We start from the raw sequence: 18,397 nt of genomic DNA on the forward strand, positions 1-18,397 counted from the left end.
GGGCACCTCTACGTCACCACCAGCAACTGCGACGGGCGCGGCGACTGCGGGGCACGCAAGGATCTCATCCTGCGCCTGAAGCGCTGAGGCTGCTCTCCACCTCGCTGAAACAACAACCCCTCCCTCGCCTGAAGCGAAGGAGGGGCAGAGGACTTCACGAAGCTCCCTCGGGGCTCACGCGGCGATGAAGGCCCGTCGGAACACCGGCAGCTCCACCGCGGGCTTGACGCTCACGGGCTCGGCGAGCATCGGGCGATCCAGCCCGACCGGCAGGGGCCTCACGAACGGGGGCGGGAACGGGAAGCCGCCCCACTTCGTCTGGTCGCCCGGCAGGCTCTGGAAGCGGATGTCGCCGGCCGCCATGTCCTGCAGGAAGCTGGCCACGAAGTCCCCGAACCAGGAGTCGCGCACGCCCGCGATGTCTCCCTGCTGATCCAGCAGCCCGGTGGCCTCGTTGGCGGTGATGGTGCCGTTCGCGCGGCCCTTGGCGATCTGGTCGATCTGGTCCGCCTGCTTCTGGCTCGTGGAGTCCCAGCGGGCGCCGAAGTCACGCTGGCCGTTGTGGCTGGCCTGGTGGATGTTGAGCTCGGCATGGGCCTGCATCAGCTGCAGCTGGAGCTTCTCCTCGGTGGTCAGCTTGCCGTCCGCCATGGCCTTGTCGGTGGCCTGGGAGATGTTCTCCTGCTGCTGGAGCAGGCGCTCGGCCTCCTCGGAGGTCACGCTGCCGTTGCGCACGCCCTCGGCGATCTCATGCAGCTGGCGGCCCTGGGTGCGGCCGTTGGCGTCGCCGGGACGGGGGAACGGGGGGAACGGGAACGGGCGCGGCGGGATGCAGCCGCCGGGGCCGGGGCCGATACCGTGGCGGAACTCATCGCGGCCCAGGTGGCCGAGCGCGGGCTTCTGCTCCCCCGTGGACTTCAACTCGGGAGCCGACTTCAGCTCGGGAGCCGACTTCAGCTCGGGGGCAGCCTTCAGCTGGACGGCGGGCTTGGTGAGCTCCGAGCGGGCAGCGGGGGTCGCAGCGGCGGCAGAGGGGTTGAGGCGCATGGTGAAGCTCCTTTTAGAGTGCCGACCCAGAAGGTCGGTGCGTATGCAGACCCCTATTGCAGCCCTCATGCCGTGGACGCGCGGCCAGGAGGGTTCGAGGGAGTCCCCAGGAGTTTCACGAGGTTGTGCAGGGAGCCCGTGTCAGCGCGGGGCTCCGGGTGGTGAGCACAGTCACCGGAAGGGCTGGTGACAGCACTCACCACCGGTGACAGGTGTCACCTTCAGCGGACCACCGTCACCTGTACGTTGGCGCTGTAGGCCGAGTTACTGGTTGGGTCGAAGGCGCGGCACTTCAGGAGCTGGTTCCCCACGGCCGTCTTCGTCGTGTCCCAGCTCCAGCTGAAGGGCGCGGTCGTGTCGGAGCCCACCAGCATGGAGCCCACGTAGAAATCGACCTTGGAGACGATGCCCCGATCATCGTTCGCCGTGCACTCGATCGTCACCGTGCCGGAGGCCGTGGTGCCGACCGTGGGCGAGGTGACGGAGACCGTGGGCGCCGTGAGATCGTTGTCGACCGTCACGTTCACCGGCGCCGAGGTGCCCCCGTTGCCGACCGCGTCATACGCCTTCGCGGTGAGCGCCTTCGCTCCGTTGGGCAGGCTGCGGGTGTTGTAGCTGAGGCTGTAGGGCGCCGAGGTGTCGGTCCCCAGCCGGACGGTCCCGGCGTAGAACTCCACCCGGGCAAGGGTCCCCCGGTCGTCACTGGCGGTGGCCGTGAAGGTGACGGTCCCGGTCAGCGTCGCCCCTTCGGCGGGAGCCGTGACGACGGCTGTGGGCGCGGTGAAGTCATTGTCGAACGTCACGCTCACCGGGGCCGAGGTGCCCACGTTGCTGACCGGGTCATACGCCCTCGCGGTGATCTCCTGCTCTCCGTTGGGCAGGCTGCGGGTGTTGTAGCTGAAGCTGTACGGCGCCGAGGTATCGGTCCCCAGCCGGAGGGTGCCGGCGTAGAACTCCACCCGGCTGACGGTCCCCCGGTCGTCACTGGCGGTGGCCATGAAGGTCACGGTCCCGGCCAGAGTCGCCCCTTGTGCCGGGGCCGTGACGGTGACCGTGGGCGCGGTGTAGTCATTGTTGAACGTCACGTTCACCGCCGTCGCGGCGCCCACATTGCCCACCGCATCAAAGGCCTGCGCGGAGATCCCCTGAGGCCCATTGGGCAGGCTGCGGGTGTTGTAGCTGAAGCTGTACGGCGCCGAGTAGTCGGTGCCCACCGCGGTGGTGCCCACGTAGAACACCACCCGGTTGACGCCCCGGTTGTCCGTGGCGGTGGCCGTGAGGGTGACAAACCCGCTCAGCGTCGCCCCTTCGGCCGGGGCCGTGATGGCCACCGTGGGCGGGGAGATGTCGTTGTCGGCCGTCACGGTCCGGTCCAAGGTGCCGACGTTCCCCGCCAGGTCGAACGCCTTCAGGGTGAGGGTGCGCGGGCCGTTGGGGCCCGAGCGCGTGTCCCAGGAGAAGGTATACGGCGAGGAGGTGTCCACGCCCAACCGGGTCTCGCCCTCATAGAGCTCCACACGGACGACGCCCACGTTGTCGCTCGCCGTCCCCGTAACGGTGACCGTGCTCGAGACCGTGGCGCCAGAGGCGGGCGCCGAGAAGGCCACGGTGGGCGGCGTCACATCGTTGCTCACCGTAACGTTCACCGTAGGCGAGACGCCCATGTGGCCCGCCGTGTCATAGGCGCGCACGCTGAGCGAGCGGGTCCCGTTGGCCGCCGTGCGCGTGTCCCACGACAGGCTGTAGGGGACCGTGGCGTCTGTCCCCAGCAACGTGGTCCCCTCGTAGAACTCGACGTGGGTGACGGTGAAGTTGTCACTCGCCGTAGCGGTGAGCGTCACGGTGTTCATGATCGTCGCTCCCGCGGCGGGCGAAGTCAGCGTGGCCGTGGGTGGCTGGGTGTCCGTCTCCTCCACCACGGTGAAGACCAGGTCATCCACGTCATCCATGGAGCCGCCCGGGCACGGGGAGGGGCTGCCGCCATACCGGAAGACGCCACGGATCACCTGCAGCTCGTCCCCCTGGGGGAGGGTGAAGGTGGTGGACAGCACGCCCGGACCGAAGCCCATCGAGTTGAGCGTGGTGATGGGCGTCCAGACCGGGGACGTGACGCTGGTCGCGGAGAAGAGGTCCAGCCGCTCCACGCTGGAGTCGAAGCCCCCGAAGATCCCCACCTCGATGCGCACCCGCTTGCCAGAAGCGAGCAGGCCCCCCCCCTCATGGAACACCTTGATGGAGTCGAGCGAAGGATCGAACTGGTACCAGCCCTCGAAGCCGTCCCAGCAGCTGTTGCCCAGGGTGTTGGGCATGTTCTGCTCGGGGCCGAGCAAGGGTCCGCGGCCCACGAGCAGGTTGCCCGAGTCACACTGGCTGCTCGGACCGATGCAGGCGGGAGCCCCCAGGCTCGGGTCATAGCCGGCCTTGCCCGAGTTCTGGAGGGTGACGGACACGGACGAGGCCTGGCTGTTGCAACCGCTGTCGAAGGCGCGCGCGCTGAGGGTGGCGGGGCCGTTGAAGGCCTCATTGCTGTCCCAGGTGACGCTATAAGGTGCCGTCGTATCGGAGCCGATGATCGCCCCGTCGACATAGAACTCCACCCGGGTGACCCCCACGTCATCGCTCGCGGTGGCCGAGAGCGTCACGGTGCCGGCGAGCGTGGCGCCCTCCTCCGGAGCGGTGAGCGTCACCTGCGGCGACACCTGATCCACCGAGCCCATGCACGCCGTGTGGAGCAGCACGTTCGGTGAGTCCATGTCCGCACCCTCCACCACGCCATGGGTACCTCGGGCGGAGAGCTCTTCGGCCACCTGGGCGGGCGTGGCGGTGGGGTGGCCCTCCAGGTACAGGGCGGCGGCGCCCGCGGCGTGGGGCGTGGCCATGGAGGTGCCGCTGGTGGAGTGCGTATCCGTGTCGCCCGTGGCCCAGGCCGAGGTGATCTCCTCGCCAGGCGCGAAGAGATCCACGCAGGTGCCGTAGTTGGAAAAGAAGGACATGATGTCCAGCGCGCTCGTCGAGCCGACGGTGACGGCCTGCGGCAGGTGGGCCGGGGTGTTGTTGCACGCGTCCCAGCCATCATTGCCCGCCCCCACCACATAGGTGACGCCTGCCGCGATCGACTGGACGATGGCGTCGTCGATGACGGGATCGATCGAGCCCGTGAGGCTCATGTTCACCACGGCGGGACTCACGTGGTTGGCGGTAACCCAGTCGATGCCGGAGAGCACCTGCTCCGTCGAGCCATTGCCCGTGCAGTCCAGGACGCGCACCGGGTGGAGCGTCACGCCCTTGGCCACGCCGTAGGTGGTGCCACCCGCGGTGCCGGCCACGTGCGTGCCATGGCCGTGGCAGTCCGTGGGGCCCATGCCATCCCCAATGGAGTCGAAGCCATTGCCCATGCGCCCCGCGAACTCGACATGGGTGCCGAGGATGCCCGTGTCGAGGATGTACATGTGGACGCCCGCGCCCGTGTATTCGTAGGTGTAGCGCTCGTCCAGCGGCTGGTACCGCTGATCCACTCGGTCCAGGCCCCAGGTGGCGTGCAGCTGCACGCCCTCGGCAGAGAAGAGGCGCTGCTGCTGGACGTAGCGGACGCTCGGGTCCTCGCTCAGGCGCTGTGCCTCCTCTTCCGTCAAGGAGGCGGAGAAGGCCTTGAGCGCGGAGGCGTAGACGCGCCGGACGGTGCCGCCATGGGCACGGGTGAGCGCCTCGGAAGTCTTTCGCACCTCCAGCGGCGAGGCCCGGAGGCTCCGCTCCCCCGAGTCCTCGAACACGACGATGTACCGGCCTGGGAGGCCATCCAGGCCGGCCCGGAAGAGCTTGGGAGCCGAGGCGGGCGGCGAGCCCGGTTCAAGGCGATCTCCGCAAGCGGAGAGGAGTCCGCACATCCCCATCAGGACGGCAGCAGTTCGCAGCGACGTGAGCATCGGCGTTCCTCCGGTTCGCTCGGGCGCGTTGTATTCAGGTGTCCCAGGATGATGGCAGATTCACTTGCAGCACGTACAGTCGTGCCGGCTCGAGAAGCCTCGCCTGTCGCCTGCACGTCAAGGCTCTGGGTCTGTCCTGCCCCAGTGAGATAGGGTTCTTCCCGTGGAGATGCACATTGTCATCGGCCTCATGGTCGTGGCCATCGTCGTGGCCATTGGCGCCAAGCGCGCGCGGATCCCGTACAACGTAGCCCTGGTGGTCGGTGGGCTCCTCATCTCGATGGCGGATCTGCTGCCGGGAGTGCCGCCGCTGAAGCCGGAGGTGGTGTTCCTCGTCTGCCTCCCGGCGCTGCTCTTCGAGGGCGGCATCACGGCGGATCTGGGCAACGTGCGCGCCAACGCGCTGCCCATCGCGATCCTGGCCACCCTGGGGATGGCGCTGGCCATCGGGGCCACCGGGGCGGCGCTCCACGAGCTGCTGGCGCTGGCGTGGGGACCGGCGCTGCTGCTGGGCGCCACCCTCGCGGTGACAGACACGGTCTCCATCCTCTACGCGTTCCGCCGCGCGCCGGTGCCCCAGCGGCTGAGCGGCATCATGCAGGGCGAGAGCCTCTTCAACGATGGCACCGCGCTGGTGGCCTATGCCGCCATCGCCGCGGTGGTGGCCGGGGGACAGACGCCCTCGATGGGCCTGCTGACCGGCAAGGTGTTGCTGGCCAGCGTGGGCGGTGGCGTCGTCGGGCTGGCGCTGGGGATGCTGGCCAACTTCGTCATCCGCCGGACGGAGGATCCGCTCGCGGAGATCATGGCGACGACGGCGCTCGCCTTTGGCGCCTTCGTCGCGGCCGAGCAGGTCCATCTCTCCGGGGCCATCGCAGCCGTCACCGCGGGGCTCACGGTGGGGGGGGCGCTGCGCAGGGATGTGTCGCCGCAGAGCCAGGTGGCCATCCACACCTTCTGGGAGTACGCCGCCTTCGGGGTGAACACGTTCCTGTTCCTGTCCGTGGGGCTCACCACGCGGCCCGAGGTGCTGCTGGATCACCTGCCGGAGACGGGCATCGCGTTCGCCTGCGTGGTGGTGGGGCGGGCGGTGTCCATCTACGTGCCCTTCCTGCTGCTGCGCTGGCTTCGCCCGGTGGCCGCCGTGCCCTTCCGCTGGCAGCACGTGTTCCTGGTGGGCAACATCAAGGGGGCGATCTCCATCGGCCTGGTGCTGGGACTTCCGGCCAACACGCCCTCGCGCGAGCTGCTGGTGTCCATCGCCTTCGGTGTCACCTTCTTCTCGCTGGTGGGACAGGGGCTGCTGCTGAGCGGGGCACTGCGGCGCATGGGCCTGCTCGAGCAGGATCCGGTGGGACTGGAGGTGGCGGATCAGCAGGCGCGCCTCATTGCCAGCCGGGCGGCGCACCACGAGCTGGAGGCACTGCTCTCGCAGGGGCTGGTGCCCCGCGGGGCCTACGAGCACCTGCGCAGCGACTACCAGGTGAACATCGCGCGCGCGGAGCGGGAGCTGCGACGACTCAACGAGCAGCACCTGGCGCAGAGCGCCCGGAGCTTGATCACGGTGCGGCGCCGGCTGATGGACGCGGAGCGCACGGCGCTGCTAGCGGCGAGGCGCAATGGGTTGATCCCGGAGAGCACGGCGGAGGCCCTGCTGGCACGGCTCGACCAGCGGACGTTGGACTTGGAGCATGCGCTGCACGGCGGTGCCGACAGCGCGGCGTCAGAGGGAGGGAGGAAGACTTCATGAAGATCGTCATCGCGGGTGGAGGCCGGGTGGGCTCGGTGCTGGCGGCGCGGCTGGTGGCCGAGCAGCACACTGTGACGGTCATCGAGCGGGACTCGGCCACGTGCACTCGGATCTTCGAGGAGGTGGGAGCGGTGACGGTGTGCGGAGACGCCACGAACCCCCGGACGCTGGATGCGGCGGGGATCGCCACAGCGGATGTGGCCGCGGGAGTGCTGGCACGGGATCCGGAGAACCTGGCCTTTGCCATGCTGGTGCGCAGCATGTCCTCGGCGCGAGTGATGGTGCGGATGCTGGACACGAGCTACCGCGAGGCGTACCGGCTGTCAGGGGTGAAGGAGCTGGTGGCCGAGGCGGAGGTGGTGGTGGCGAAGATGTCGACGGCCATCGACTTCCCGCAGGTAGAGGGCTCGCTGCCGCTGGCGGGGGGAGACGCGCTGTTGTTCGAGCTGGCCATCAACCCGCGTGCGCTGGTGGCGGGCAAGACGGTGGCGCAGGTGCGGACGATGGAGGGCTTCCCGCGCGACAGCCTCTTCATCGGCGTGGTGGATCTGGAGGGGAAGACGATGGTGCCGGACGGGAGCACGGTGTTGCGGGCGGGGAGCACGGTCATCCTCGTGTCGCGGCGCGAGCAGCTGGGGCAGGCGGTGAAGTTCCTCACGGCCGAGCCGGTGCACGCCAGCCTCACCCCGCTGATGCAGGCGCTGCGCAAGGTGGACTTCCTGGCACCGCTGAGCGACGAGGAGCTGACGGTGGTGGCGCGGGGAGCGGAGTTCCTCCAGCGGCCCGCGGGCTCGGAGATCTTCAAGAAGGGGGATGCGGGCGAGGGCTTCTTCGTGGTGCTCGCGGGCGAGGTGAAGATGATGGGCGATGGGGGTCAGCTCGTGGGGACGGTGGGCCCCGGGGGCTTCTTCGGCGAGCTGGCGCTGCTCACGGGCGAGCCGCGCATGGCGACGTCCGTGACGACCCACGTGTGTGAGCTGGCGGTGGTGGGGCGTGATGACTTCCGCACCGTGGTGATGGCCAACCCCTCGGTGGCGCTGGAGATGAGCCGCATCCTCGGCCAGCGGCTCTCACGCGCCCAGGGCGTGCCGCCGCCATCGGTCAAGCGCAAGGGCCTCTTCGGGAGATAGGTAATGCTCAGGCTCTACCAGTTCCACCCGTCGGGCAACTGCTACGAAGAACCCATCGGCCGAGTCCCCCTCCCGCCCCCGCGGCCCGCTGACCGGCAGGCCAGGGCTCAGCGGCGCAGTCCCAGCAGGGCCGCCAGCGCGTGCTGGACGGAGCCTGCCCGGACCTCGCTCTGCATGGGGCTCGTCCGCACCCCACCCAGTGCATAGCGCGGGTTCGGCAGGAGCGGCACGTCCCGCTCCTGGTAGACGAGCGTGTCGAGGAAGGCGATCCCCTGCGCGTAGGCATCCATGTAGCGCTTCTGGCGGGCCCTCTCACGCAAGCCGGCCGCGAGCTCGATCCCCGCGGCGAGCGCCTGCAGGTAGAGTGCGGTGGTGTATCCCGGCGTGTCGGGCTGGTGATCGTTGAGGAATGCGCCGGTCTTCTCGGACTGGTACTTCAGCGCCCAGTCGCAGATCTCGAAGGCGAAGCGGCCGGCCTCGGCGTCCCGATCGACGCGCCACCAGGCCACTGTGGCCTGCGTCAGCCAGCAGACCTGATCCCAGTGCCGCTTGTGGAGGAAGCGGTGGCGGTAGAAGCGCCGGGCCTGCGCGAGCTTCTCCTTGTCCGGCGCGCACACCTTCTTCTCCGCCGAGCGCGCGAGCGCGAGCAGCGCCTGCCCTGGGTACGCATCCTGGAACGAGTCGTCGTCGAAGGCTCGGTCCATGTGGCAGCTGAACCGGCCTCGAGCGCCGATGCTCGACCAGAGCGTCGTGGCGAGCGTCGCCGCCGTGGTGTTGTCGTTCCCCGCCTCCAGCAGCGCGAGGAGGACGAACGAGGCCTCCGAGATCGAGGTCCCTCCATCCGAGCTGATCCAGACACGCTCGGCCTCATCGAACATGAGGTCCGAGGTGAGCGCGGTCAGGAGCGTCTGCGCCCCCTCCCCCAGCGGCGCGGGGCCGAGCAGCCTGTGCGCCCGGGCCATCGTCCAGGCCTGGTGCGCGAGCACCGCGGCCTCGAGCCCCTTGTGAACGGTGTCGGAGAACGGCTCGTAGCGCGTCGTCTCGCCCAGGTGGCGCAGGAGAAACTTGCAGAGCGGCTGGGTCAACCGCGTCATCCGCTGCACGAGCGCCTTCGGGAGAGGGCCCACTGGCAGCCCGTGCTCGACCCGATGGGTCCCGCTGGCATCCGCCATCCAGGTGACGCAGTCGAAGCGACGCCACCGGGAAGGTCCCTCCGTGAGCCCCGCCTTGTCGAGCACCGCGCGCGCGAAGTCGAGCGGAGCGAGGTTGCCGGTGACTGCCTCGGACGGGAGGAGCAGCCCCGACTTCTCTCCCTGGTACGCCATCAGCGCCTGCTCGGCGTGGCGCGTCTGCGCGGAGGCTTCTTCGGGCGTCAGCTCTCCCAGCTCGGTGGAGCCGTGGAGCAGCGACACCGTCACCGCGAGCGGCTCGCCGGTGCCCGGAGCCCCAGAGCCCGCCTCCGCCAGGGCACTCCCGGCAAGCGCCACGAGCTCCTCGTCAGGGCGCGTGACACGGGCGCCCGCGGTACCCACCCGCCGCCCCTGGCGATAGACACTGAGCGAGAGGAAGTCCACGGCGCTGTCGAGCGGAAGAGCCCGAGGGGCCGGAGCAGGGTCCCGGCCTTCTGAGAGCTCCCGCACCACCGCGAGTGCACGCGCGGCGATGGCGGCACTGGAGCCGATCCAGCGAGGCGGAGCTTCAGCAGGCACGCCGCTCGGCTGCCAGACAGTTCCGGGCTCGACGGCCTTCTGGACCTTGAAGCGATAGAGCGCAAACGGCTCCCACGGCAGGAGCCGCGCCTTGCCATTCCGTGCGCTCTCGAGCTGCTGCCACTCGTTGCCAATGCCCGGCATCCCCGGCAGCGCCCCTCCCATGAGGAAGGGCCGCTCGCGGCTGCGCACCACGAGTCCGTAGCGCTCGTTGTCGAGCTGCCCGACCTCGCACTCCTCGAGCGCCGAGCAGAACGTCACCGCGATGCCGCTCTGCTCCAGGGCCGCGAGCGGATCGGCACCGGTCTCCTTGAGCGTCTGCGCTGCCAGGAACGCGGCCTCGCCAATCGCCGCCGGCAGCGAGGGGGCCTTCTCTTCCGGGAAGTTCCAGAAGCCGGCGCGAGCGTGGCGCCGTTGGACGTCATCCTTGGGCCGCACGCTGACCCAGACTCCGCCCGCGCCCGAGTACCGGCCCTCGATGCGTCGGGGCGGGCGCAAGAGCTTGCCGGTCCTCAGGGCCTCGTCGATGACCCTGCGCGCGAGCTCCGCGGGATGCAACCCCTCGGGCGCCGCCTTCGAGGTGAGCTCGTGCGGCAGGAAGGCCCGGGTCGGGTTCGGAGCCAGGACCTCCTCCCCCGGCATGTGGGAGACGAAATCATTCCAGATGTCGAAGAGGCTGAGCATCCGGTACCCGCGCGACACCATGCGCGAGAAGCCGCTCTCGTAGCCGAAGCGGACCAGGGACACGCCCCCCTCGACACGCAGGCCCGACTCCTCGAGCCGGGCGGTGCACTCCTCCAGCGAGGTCTCCAGCCCCACGGAGTCGTTGATGATGACCACGGGCTCGGAGGGATCGATCCGCCCCTCGATGAGCTTCCCAGTGCCGGCCTCCCGCTCCTTGCGGACGAGCAACCCCCGGTACTTTCCCTTCGAGAGCAGCACACAGGACTGCAGGATGGGGACGCCCGTGGTTCCGAAGGTGGCGAGCTGCTTGCCCTCGAAGCTCTCGAGGAGGTGGAGCAGGCACCTGCCCGCGAGCTCGGCGCCCTGCGAGGACAGGGTCACCCCGAGCGAGTCGAGCTTCCAGGGCTCCGTGCTGCCGTCCTCCGAGGACACCAGCGTGGCCGGTGACTCCCGGCGGATGCCGTCGCGCAACAACAGCGAGAGCAGCTCCTCACGGTCGGAGGCGAAGGAAGCGGAGGGCCGTTTCGCTCGAGAGCGACCCTGCTGGCCACGAGCTGCAGGCTTCCTCATCCCACCTCCGTCGTCGAGTCACCCCCAAGGGCGGGCGCCATTCTGACCACTCCAGGGCTCCGCGTCTCTTTTTCTGCTGACGCGGCGCGGCGCGGCGCGGCGCGGCTCAGGCACGCATGGCGGCGGCGGCGATTCCCGGCACCTTGAGCCAGGAGGGAGCCAGCTCGAAGTCCGCGAGCCGTCGCCCCAGGGTGCGCACCCCGCGGTGGCCGGGAACCCAGGGCGAGGGAGGAAAGCTGGTGAGCGGGGCCCGGAGGACCACCTTCTCGATGTCCTCGAACATATAGGTGTTGTGGACCCAGCCCAGGCCGCTCTGGATATTCTGAGGTGTAGCGGAGGGGTGGCCCCCCCAGGGCAGGCTGCCCAGGGCGAAGACGGCGGCGGGCCAGGTGTTCACGGCCACGGCGCCGTAGCGCAGCTCGCGGATGGCCTTCTCCACCGCGGCGTGCACCGCCGGATCCTTCAGCGACTTCGGGTGCACCACGAGGGTGGCGCAGAGGGTGCCCCACACCTTGTCATTGACGAACGGGACCACCTGCTCGAGGAACGCCACCGGATCGTCCGAGCCCGGCAGGCCCGTCTCGGAGAGCACGGTGCACCAGGGCTCCTGGTGAAAGACCCGGTCCTGCGCCAGGGAGGGATCCACGTCCGGCAGCAGCGCGAAGGCCAGCTCACCCTGCCCCGGCGTGCCGACGAGCCGCAGGCCTTTACGGCCCTCGGTGAACTGCTTCCAGCGCTGGTCTGCCCCGGGGTACCAGGCCCGGCGCACGCGCGTCTTGCCCAGCGCCGCCTGCACCGCGTCCACCATCTTCCCCCGCTGGCGCCAGTCGCGCGGCTGGACGAGCAGCTTGGCGGAGTTGCAGTTGAAGGAGGCGTTGTTGGCCACCATTCCGGCAATGCTGCTCCCCTGGAAGAGCAGCTCGCCATCGCTGTAGGGGCCCGGCACGACGATGACGGGAGAGATGTTGCCCAGCTCGCTGGAGATGGCCTTCTTGAGCAGCGGCTCGTTGCGCGCGCGGCGGGCATCGGCCTCTGGGCCGGGCGGCCCCCACATCAGCGCGTCATGCGTCTTGTCGCTGCCGGTGATGTGGATCTCCTCCACCTCCGGATGATTGACGAGCGCGGCGCCCTCCTCCGCGCCCCCGTAGACCACGGCGAACACGTTGCGCCGGGCCAGAGGAGCAAACGCCTGCTCCAGGAAGGGCCCCAGGTACGCGTTCACCGGGTTCATCTTGAGGACACACGCCGTGCCCTCGACGAAGAGCTTGTAGAGGCAGTCCGCGGGAGGGATGGAGTTGACGTTGCCAGCGCCCAGCACGGCGCACACGCGGCCCTCGTGCGGACGGCGGTAGAAGGAGGCCTGGTGCTCGCGGAGGTTGGAGGCCGTCACACCGGGCTGGAAGTGCACCTCGCCCACGTGCTTCATCAGCAGCATCGAGTCCAGGAGGTTGGCCGGGTAGATGCGCGCGCTCAGCTGCCCGTTGGGCAGGGTGCTCAGCCGCGAGGGCGGCAGGTGCGGCACGCCATGGCGCTGGATGTCCCTCAGGGACTCGGCGAGGAGGCGGAGGTTCCGCAGCACCACGAGCGGCCCGGCCAGCCACTCCTCGCCGGCAATGGAGCTCTCGGGATCGACGCCCTTGGCCTCACAGGCAGCGCGGACACTGGGCTCGGCGACCGCGTGGTAGGTCCGCCGCAGCTCTTCCAGCAGGGCGATGCGCTCGTCGAGGGAGATCTTCACCCAGGCGCGAGAGCCCTCCTTGATGCGGCGCACCAGCGGATCCATCGACGAGACGGGGGTGGCCTTGGGGGTGACGGCGAGCGTCATGCGGGGTTCTCCTGACGGAAGAAAAGCGCCGCCACGTTAGGCGAGCCCCCGCGCGGCCGTCACCGTCCTTTGGAGCGAAGCGTCCGCTGCTCCTCGCTCCAGCGAGACGGAGTGCTAGGAATCCACCGGCTCGGCGAGGCCCTTGCTCAAGGCCTCGTCGATGAGCGCCTTCAGCTTCTTCATCCCCTCGCGCGCCAGCGCCTCCTGCTGGTCCCCGAGCTTCTCCTGCTCCTTGCCCAGCGCCTCCTGCTGCTCGTTGAGCGCATCCATCTCCTTCTCCACAGCCTCCTGCTGCTTGTCGAGCTCCTGCTCGTGGCGCTGGCGGGCGGACTCGTCGCCCTGCATCGAGGCCTGCGCAACCTTGAGGCTCAGATCCGACAGCTTCATGCCCAGCTGGGCCTGCTTCAGCCCCAGGGCCGCCTGCTTCTGCCCGAACTCCGCCTGCTTCATGCCCAGGTCGGCCTGCCTCTTCCCGAGCTCGGCCTGCTGGGTACCCATCTTCACCTGCGGCTGGAAGGAAGCGCGCATCTGCTCGAGCATCTTCGCATCGCGGACCACGTAGTTCTTGTCGCCCCGCCGCACGAAGAGGACGTCCTTGCCCCCCGTGCGCAGTGCCCGGGCGCGGCGCAGATCGGCCGTCGAGCCCGCCATCGTCATCTCGTCGCCCGACACGAAGACGAAGCCCTCCACGTCATCGTCATCGTCATCGTCATCGTCTTTGTCCGCCATGGCCAGCATCGGCGCGGGCGGCGGAACGGGGGCGACCGGAGCCACCCTCGGCGTGGGAGCGACCGGAGCGATCTTCGGCACGGTGGGGACCGGCGCCACCTTCGGCGTGAGGGGGACCGGAGCCACCACGGGAACCACCGAAGCCTGGACCACGAGCTTCGGAGCCGCGAGCACTGTCGCAGCAGGATCGGGAGCTCGAGCCGGGGGCGGCGGCGAGGCCGTCTGCTCTCGGGCAACCACCTGGAACGGCACCAGGGCCGCGAGGCCGAGAACGAGCAGGGCCGCACGCAGCGGGGCCCGGCCTCGAGGGGTCGAGACATCAACGTGCTCCAACATGGTCAACCTCCTGTGCAGCGTGTGAATGTGGGCGGAAGCGCCAAGCGCCGCAGCGGTTCCGTGTGTCCGGGTGACACCAAAGGTGAGAAGAAGCTGTCCGTAGTCCCCGGGCTCAGCGCCGGTGAGGTGCAGGGCCTCGGCGTCACAGGCCTCCTCGCGTGCCAGGGCGTACTCACGGACCGCCTTGCGCACGAGCGGGTGGAAGAAGAGGACGGTCTCCGCGACTGCCGGCACCCACCCGAGCCACAGATCGCGGCGCTGGAAGTGGGCCAGCTCGTGCGCCAGCGCCATTCGCAGCGCGTCCACGTCCAGGCGCCCCACCGCCCGCGCAGGCAGCACCACCACCGAGGAGAGCAGCCCCGTCGCGAGGGGGCTCGTCACCTCCTCGGACACCAGCAGCCGGGGCACGCGGCGCAGACCCGCGCAAGAGGCCAGCTCACGCACGGCCTCCTCGATGCCCGAGTGGCGCAGCGGAAGCGCGCGGAGCCGGAGGCTGCGCACGGAGGCCCAGGCCCGCAGGTGTCTCCGCAGCTGCCAGGCAACCCCCAGCCCCCACGCGACGAGCAGCACGGCCACCCCCACCTGCCGCCATGGCACCGCCCCCTCCAGAGCAAGCCGGGGCTGAGCAGCGGTGACCACGGTCACCCCCGTGACAGGTGCTCCAGAGACGGACTCCAGGGGCACATCACGCCCCGGCGCAGCAGCGGGCGCCGGCAACAGCGGGAGCGGCACGGGAGCCAGCGTTGCCAGGGACAGCACGAACTTGAGGGAGACCAGCCACCACAGCCCCGCCCGCAGGGCCGAGGGCATGCGCGGCACCGCTCGCGTCAGCGCCCACACCACCGCGGCCCACAGCCCTCCCTGCCACGAGGCCCGCCACAGCCCCTCCAGCGCGGAGTGTCCCCAGCCGAAGTCCATCAGCCATTGCGTGCCCATGCGCTCACTCCTTCGACTGCTTCCGGGACTGCAGCCGCGCCACGACGTCCTGGAGCTGCTGGAGCTCCTCCTCGGAGACGTCCTCGGCCTCGGCCAGGTAGGTGACGAACGGCGACAGCGAGCCCGCCAGCGACCGCTGGACGAAGTCCCCCACCACGCCGCGCAGCAGCTCCGACGCCGGCACCGGCGAGCTGTACTGGAAGACACCCTCCGCCTTGCGCCGGGTGAGGTGGCCCTTGTTCCGCAGCCGCTCCATCACCGTGAGGATGGTGGACCGCGCCAGCCCCTGCGCCTCGCCGAAGCGCTCCGCCACTTCGCCCACCGTGAGGGGCCCGTGCTCGGCCACGTACCGCAGCACTGCCAGCTCCTGCTCTCCCACAGCCTTCTTCATGGACCCTTCCCGCTGACTACAGCTGTAGTCATCAAGAAGGTACGACTGACTACAGCTGTAGTCAAGTCATTCGGCGGGTGCCAGCGCTTAGCGCTCGAAGTCCATGCCCACGCCGGCGCCCGCAGTGTAGCCCTTGGCCAGCGAGCCATCCGGTTGCGGGAAGTGGACGGTGCCACCCGCGCCCCAGACGAAGAGCCACTCGAGGATGCGCTGGCGAAGCTCGGCGTGGACGGAGTAGCGCGGCTGGGTGCCGATGCCGACGACGATGACGCGCGCGGCGGCCGTCGTCCGGGCGCCCGGGAGCTGGAGCGCCAGGGTGAAGTCGGTGTCGGTGCGGCCGGTGGTGAAGTGCTCCACGGCAGCGCTGGCGGACATGTACAGCTCTTCCTTCTCGCCGCTGCCCACCCCGAGCTTCAGCTCGGCGAAGCCGCCCAGGTTCTTGTCCATGCGCTCCTCGGCCAGGGGCGGCTCGGAGAGGCCGGTGGAGGAAAAGCGCGCCAGCTCGTACGAGGGCCCGAAGAGGCCGAAGCGGAAGTTCCCTCCCTGGTAGCGTCCTTCCAGCCGGCCGCTGACGTCCACACGGCCTGTGTTGCCTCGGATGGAGAAGCCGGCGAAGCCACCAATGTCCGGAGTGCCCGCGTCCACCCGCGAGCCGGCGCCGCCAATGGCGAACAGCTGGAGGTGCTCACCTTTATAGAGCGCCGCGTCCCCGCCCAGGAGCGCGGCGGTGATGGACTCCGTCTGCTCCTGCCCCACCTTCCCGAAGTCATGCGCAAAGGAGGCGATGGCGTGGTAGCGATCGAAGTGCTTGTCCTGCTTCGAGGCGAGCCGGCCAATGTCCAGCCGCAGCTCGCCCGCGAAGAGGCGCGCGGAGAGCACGTCGCTGGCGGCCACGAGGACGCGCGTGGGGCCATAGTTGACGGTGAGCAGGGCTCCCGCGGGGTGGTAGTCGGGCGAGAGCTGGTTGTCGTAGCGCTCCACCAGGTGGCCCTCGCCGAGGGTGAAGGCGTGGAGCGGGCCAGCGCGCAGGTGGGCCACGTTGTCGTCCCGGCCGATGCGCAGCTCGCGGAGGACCTGGCCGTAGTCGCTCGTCGTGTCCCAGTCCTCGCGCCGCAGGAAGCCACCCACGTCCTCGGCGGACTGCTTCGGCTCGGCGTCGAGGAGGCGGAAGCGCAGCGGGGCGCCCAGCTGGAGGGCGAAGCTCTCTCCGCGGGCCATGCGCGCCACAGGCAGGGCGAACGCGAAGATGTCCTGCCCTCCTCCCGGTGTGCCTGAAGGCAGACTCAGCGGCCCTGCCTCGAGCGCCAGGCGGAAGGTGAATGCGGAGGCGGAGGGGTCTTCCTGACCCGAGTCCTCCAGAGGCAGCTCCTCCACGGTGGCAGACCCTCCCTCGTAGGGGGCGGCCTGGTTGAGCACGGAGAGCAGGACGAGGAAGGAGGCGGCATTCATCCAGGCCACTCTACCCATCCCTCGCGCTCAGCAAAGGAACGCGAGTGTGAAACATGTGGGTGATGCTCGCCTAGACTGCGGGCATGCAGGCGTCCTCCGCGCTCTTCCTACCTCGACACCACTTGAGCCTCACGGCTCGACGGACGGCGCCTCGGTCGGCAGGCTCGCGGGGTGGGGACGCTCCGGAAGGCTGCTGAACCACCGTGTGAAGAGCCGCACGCCCGTGGCCAGCAGGCCCTCCTCCTGCCGGAGCGACTCGAAGAAGCTCTCGTCCAGCAAGGAGTCCTCCGGATCAATGAGGAATTCCTCGGGTTCGAGCGGCTTCAGGAGCGGACTCTGATCAAACAGCGTCTCCAGCGGGTGGGGACGCAGGCGGTCCTGAGCGCGCGCTGCCACCTCATCCAGCAAGGACACGAGCCGGTCCGCGCGCGACAGCTCGCGCACCTTTGCCCGATCCTTCAGCCCGGTGTGCTCCACGAGCAGGCTCACCCTCAGCCGGCGGATGGCGCATCGCATCACCTGGCCCTCCCGAGCCTCTGCTGCCTCCCAGGCCAGGTTCAGCTCCGAGTCCAGCCCGAGGCTGCGGTTGGTGGTGTTCGCCGAGCCGAGCGTGAGGAAGCGGTCATCCACCACCATCAGCTTCGAGTGGATGTACGTGAAGACGTCCGTCCCTTCCTCGTCGCGCGAAGCCGAGCAGTACACGCCCAGCGCGTGGCCATTCTCGCTCGCCACACGCTGCAGCACACGCAGCAGTCTCACCTGGGCCACGCCCATGGCGAGCTGCTCGCGCAGCGCCTCTGGCATCCGCGGCAACATGAAGACGATCTGAAGCGGGCCCCGCTCCCGGTCGCGCATGCGGCGCACCAGGGCCTGGAAGATGGCCCGCGAGGAGAAGTACTGGTTCTCCACATAGATGAAGCGCTCGGCCGCGTGGATGGCGTCCAGATAGAGCGCGCGCACCTCCTGCACCGGCTCCTGGAAGGGCACCAGCGTCTTTCCGAAGGTCCGGCTGATCGCCACGGGCCCCGGCGGCAGTGGCAGCGTGGCCCCCACCTCCACGTCATCGCGCGCGATGGGCTTGGGCAGCTGCAGCGTGCCACCTCCGGAGTTGAACCACCGCGCCTCGAAGAGCTCCACCAGCGGCTGCACCACAGGCCCGGTGAGCACCGCCTGCACGTCGTGGTACGGCCCGTGCGGATCCCTCCCCGAGTCACATCGCAGCGTGGAGCGCGCCGGGTGGCTGCGGTCATCCCAGCGGCAGTCGCAGATGTCCATGCCCCCGGTGAAGGCCAGCTGCCCATCGATGATGACCAGCTTCTGATGGTGCGAGCCGGAGAGCGGCGCGGACGTGTCGAAGCGGAACGAGATCCGCTCGCTGTGCCGGCTGAAGAGCATCTGCTGCATCCACTCGCGCTCGAGCGCCAGCAGCAGGCTGAAGTCCCAGGCCAGGATGTGGACCTGCAGCTCCGGGTTCTGCTCGCACAGCTCGTTCAGCAGCGGGAGCATCCGCGTCTCGCCCTGCACGCCCTGCACGTCCTCGCCGCGCAGCAGCGACACGTTGCTGTCGAACTGCCACCCGAGGATGGCGATGTACTGCCTGGCGCGGCGGGCCGCTCGGTAGAAGGCGCGGTAGTAGTCCCGCGCATCGACGAGCACCCCCGCTCGATCCGCTTCCGCCTGTAACCAGCAGTTGGAGCCGGGAACCAGAATGCGTGTCAAGATGTCACTCCCGGGCGCCTACCTCCACAGGCCCCTACCCCTCCCCCTGAGAACTCCTTACCCCACCACGACGATGTGCTTGCCGGTCGCCAGCGTCATCGCCGGCGAGGAAACGACGCGGGCCACCTTCTTCACCTCACCCCCCACCGCGTCGAAGGCCGCGGCGATCAGGTCCCCCAGCGTCACCTGCACCTTCTTC

Annotated in this window: 10 protein-coding genes; 2 read left to right on the forward strand and 8 right to left on the reverse strand. The window is 69.5% G+C overall.

Annotated features, from left to right (window positions below; all coding sequences use genetic code 11):
* Positions 1–174 precede the first annotated feature (174 nt).
* Together VD972_RS41860 and VD972_RS41865 are read right to left on the reverse strand one after the other, a co-directional pair.
* Positions 175–1,047, reverse strand: coding sequence for a hypothetical protein (locus VD972_RS41860; RefSeq protein ID WP_324995055.1), 873 nt, complete (start codon positions 1,045–1,047; stop codon positions 175–177).
* Between the two features lie 221 nt (positions 1,048–1,268).
* Positions 1,269–4,970: an Ig-like domain-containing protein gene (locus VD972_RS41865; RefSeq protein WP_324995056.1), complete on the reverse strand. Its 3,702-nt coding sequence runs from the start codon at positions 4,968–4,970 to the stop codon at positions 1,269–1,271.
* Positions 4,971–5,139: 169 nt separating this feature from the next.
* Here VD972_RS41865 and VD972_RS41870 point away from each other — a divergent pair, with 169 nt between their 5' ends.
* The gene (locus tag VD972_RS41870; protein ID WP_324995070.1) at positions 5,140–6,720 is read left to right on the forward strand and encodes a cation:proton antiporter; all 1,581 of its coding nucleotides are present in this window, start codon (positions 5,140–5,142) and stop codon (positions 6,718–6,720) included.
* A complete protein-coding gene (locus VD972_RS41875) occupies positions 6,717–7,850 on the forward strand; it encodes an NAD-binding protein (RefSeq protein WP_324995057.1) in 1,134 nt (377 codons plus the stop codon). The genes VD972_RS41870 and VD972_RS41875 overlap by 4 nt, the downstream gene beginning before the upstream one ends.
* Before the next feature lie 107 nt (positions 7,851–7,957).
* Here the strand turns inward: VD972_RS41875 and VD972_RS41880 are convergent, their stop codons facing one another.
* The 6 genes from VD972_RS41880 to VD972_RS41905 form a co-directional block, all read right to left on the reverse strand.
* Positions 7,958–10,813 (reverse strand): hypothetical protein, encoded by a 2,856-nt coding sequence (locus VD972_RS41880; RefSeq protein WP_324995058.1) that lies wholly within the window; start codon positions 10,811–10,813, stop codon positions 7,958–7,960.
* A gap of 106 nt (positions 10,814–10,919) precedes the next feature.
* The gene (locus VD972_RS41885) at positions 10,920–12,638 is read right to left on the reverse strand and encodes an aldehyde dehydrogenase family protein (protein ID WP_324995060.1); all 1,719 of its coding nucleotides are present in this window, start codon (positions 12,636–12,638) and stop codon (positions 10,920–10,922) included.
* A 114-nt stretch (positions 12,639–12,752) separates the two neighbouring features.
* Entirely contained in the window at positions 12,753–14,639 is a 1,887-nt protein-coding gene (locus tag VD972_RS41890; protein WP_324995062.1) for a M56 family metallopeptidase, read from the reverse strand.
* Between the two features lie 4 nt (positions 14,640–14,643).
* Positions 14,644–15,030 (reverse strand): BlaI/MecI/CopY family transcriptional regulator, encoded by a 387-nt coding sequence (locus tag VD972_RS41895; protein ID WP_324995064.1) that lies wholly within the window; start codon positions 15,028–15,030, stop codon positions 14,644–14,646.
* Between the two features lie 87 nt (positions 15,031–15,117).
* Positions 15,118–16,479 carry a hypothetical protein gene (locus VD972_RS41900; RefSeq protein ID WP_324995066.1) on the reverse strand — a complete coding sequence of 454 codons (1,362 nt, stop codon included), beginning with the start codon at positions 16,477–16,479 and terminating at the stop codon, positions 15,118–15,120.
* 129 nt (positions 16,480–16,608) lie between these two features.
* Positions 16,609–18,198, reverse strand: a complete 1,590-nt coding sequence (locus tag VD972_RS41905) for a phospholipase D-like domain-containing protein (protein ID WP_324995068.1) — start codon at positions 18,196–18,198, stop codon at positions 16,609–16,611.
* Positions 18,199–18,397: the final 199 nt, after the last annotated feature.

The sequence above is a fragment of the Hyalangium sp. genome (assembly GCF_035629615.1).
In the GTDB taxonomy this organism is placed as follows: Bacteria; Myxococcota; Myxococcia; order Myxococcales; family Myxococcaceae; genus Hyalangium.

Coding starts and splice junctions, on each gene's coding strand:
- VD972_RS41895 (WP_324995064.1), bottom strand. CDS start 15,030: ATGAAGAAGGCTGTGGGAGAGCAGGAGCTGGCAGTGCTGCGGTACGTG.
- VD972_RS41865 (WP_324995056.1), bottom strand. CDS start 4,970: ATGCTCACGTCGCTGCGAACTGCTGCCGTCCTGATGGGGATGTGCGGA.
- VD972_RS41880 (WP_324995058.1), bottom strand. CDS start 10,813: ATGAGGAAGCCTGCAGCTCGTGGCCAGCAGGGTCGCTCTCGAGCGAAA.
- VD972_RS41890 (WP_324995062.1), bottom strand. CDS start 14,639: ATGGGCACGCAATGGCTGATGGACTTCGGCTGGGGACACTCCGCGCTG.
- VD972_RS41885 (WP_324995060.1), bottom strand. CDS start 12,638: ATGACGCTCGCCGTCACCCCCAAGGCCACCCCCGTCTCGTCGATGGAT.
- VD972_RS41870 (WP_324995070.1), top strand. CDS start 5,140: ATGCACATTGTCATCGGCCTCATGGTCGTGGCCATCGTCGTGGCCATT.
- VD972_RS41900 (WP_324995066.1), bottom strand. CDS start 16,479: ATGAATGCCGCCTCCTTCCTCGTCCTGCTCTCCGTGCTCAACCAGGCC.
- VD972_RS41860 (WP_324995055.1), bottom strand. CDS start 1,047: ATGCGCCTCAACCCCTCTGCCGCCGCTGCGACCCCCGCTGCCCGCTCG.
- VD972_RS41875 (WP_324995057.1), top strand. CDS start 6,717: ATGAAGATCGTCATCGCGGGTGGAGGCCGGGTGGGCTCGGTGCTGGCG.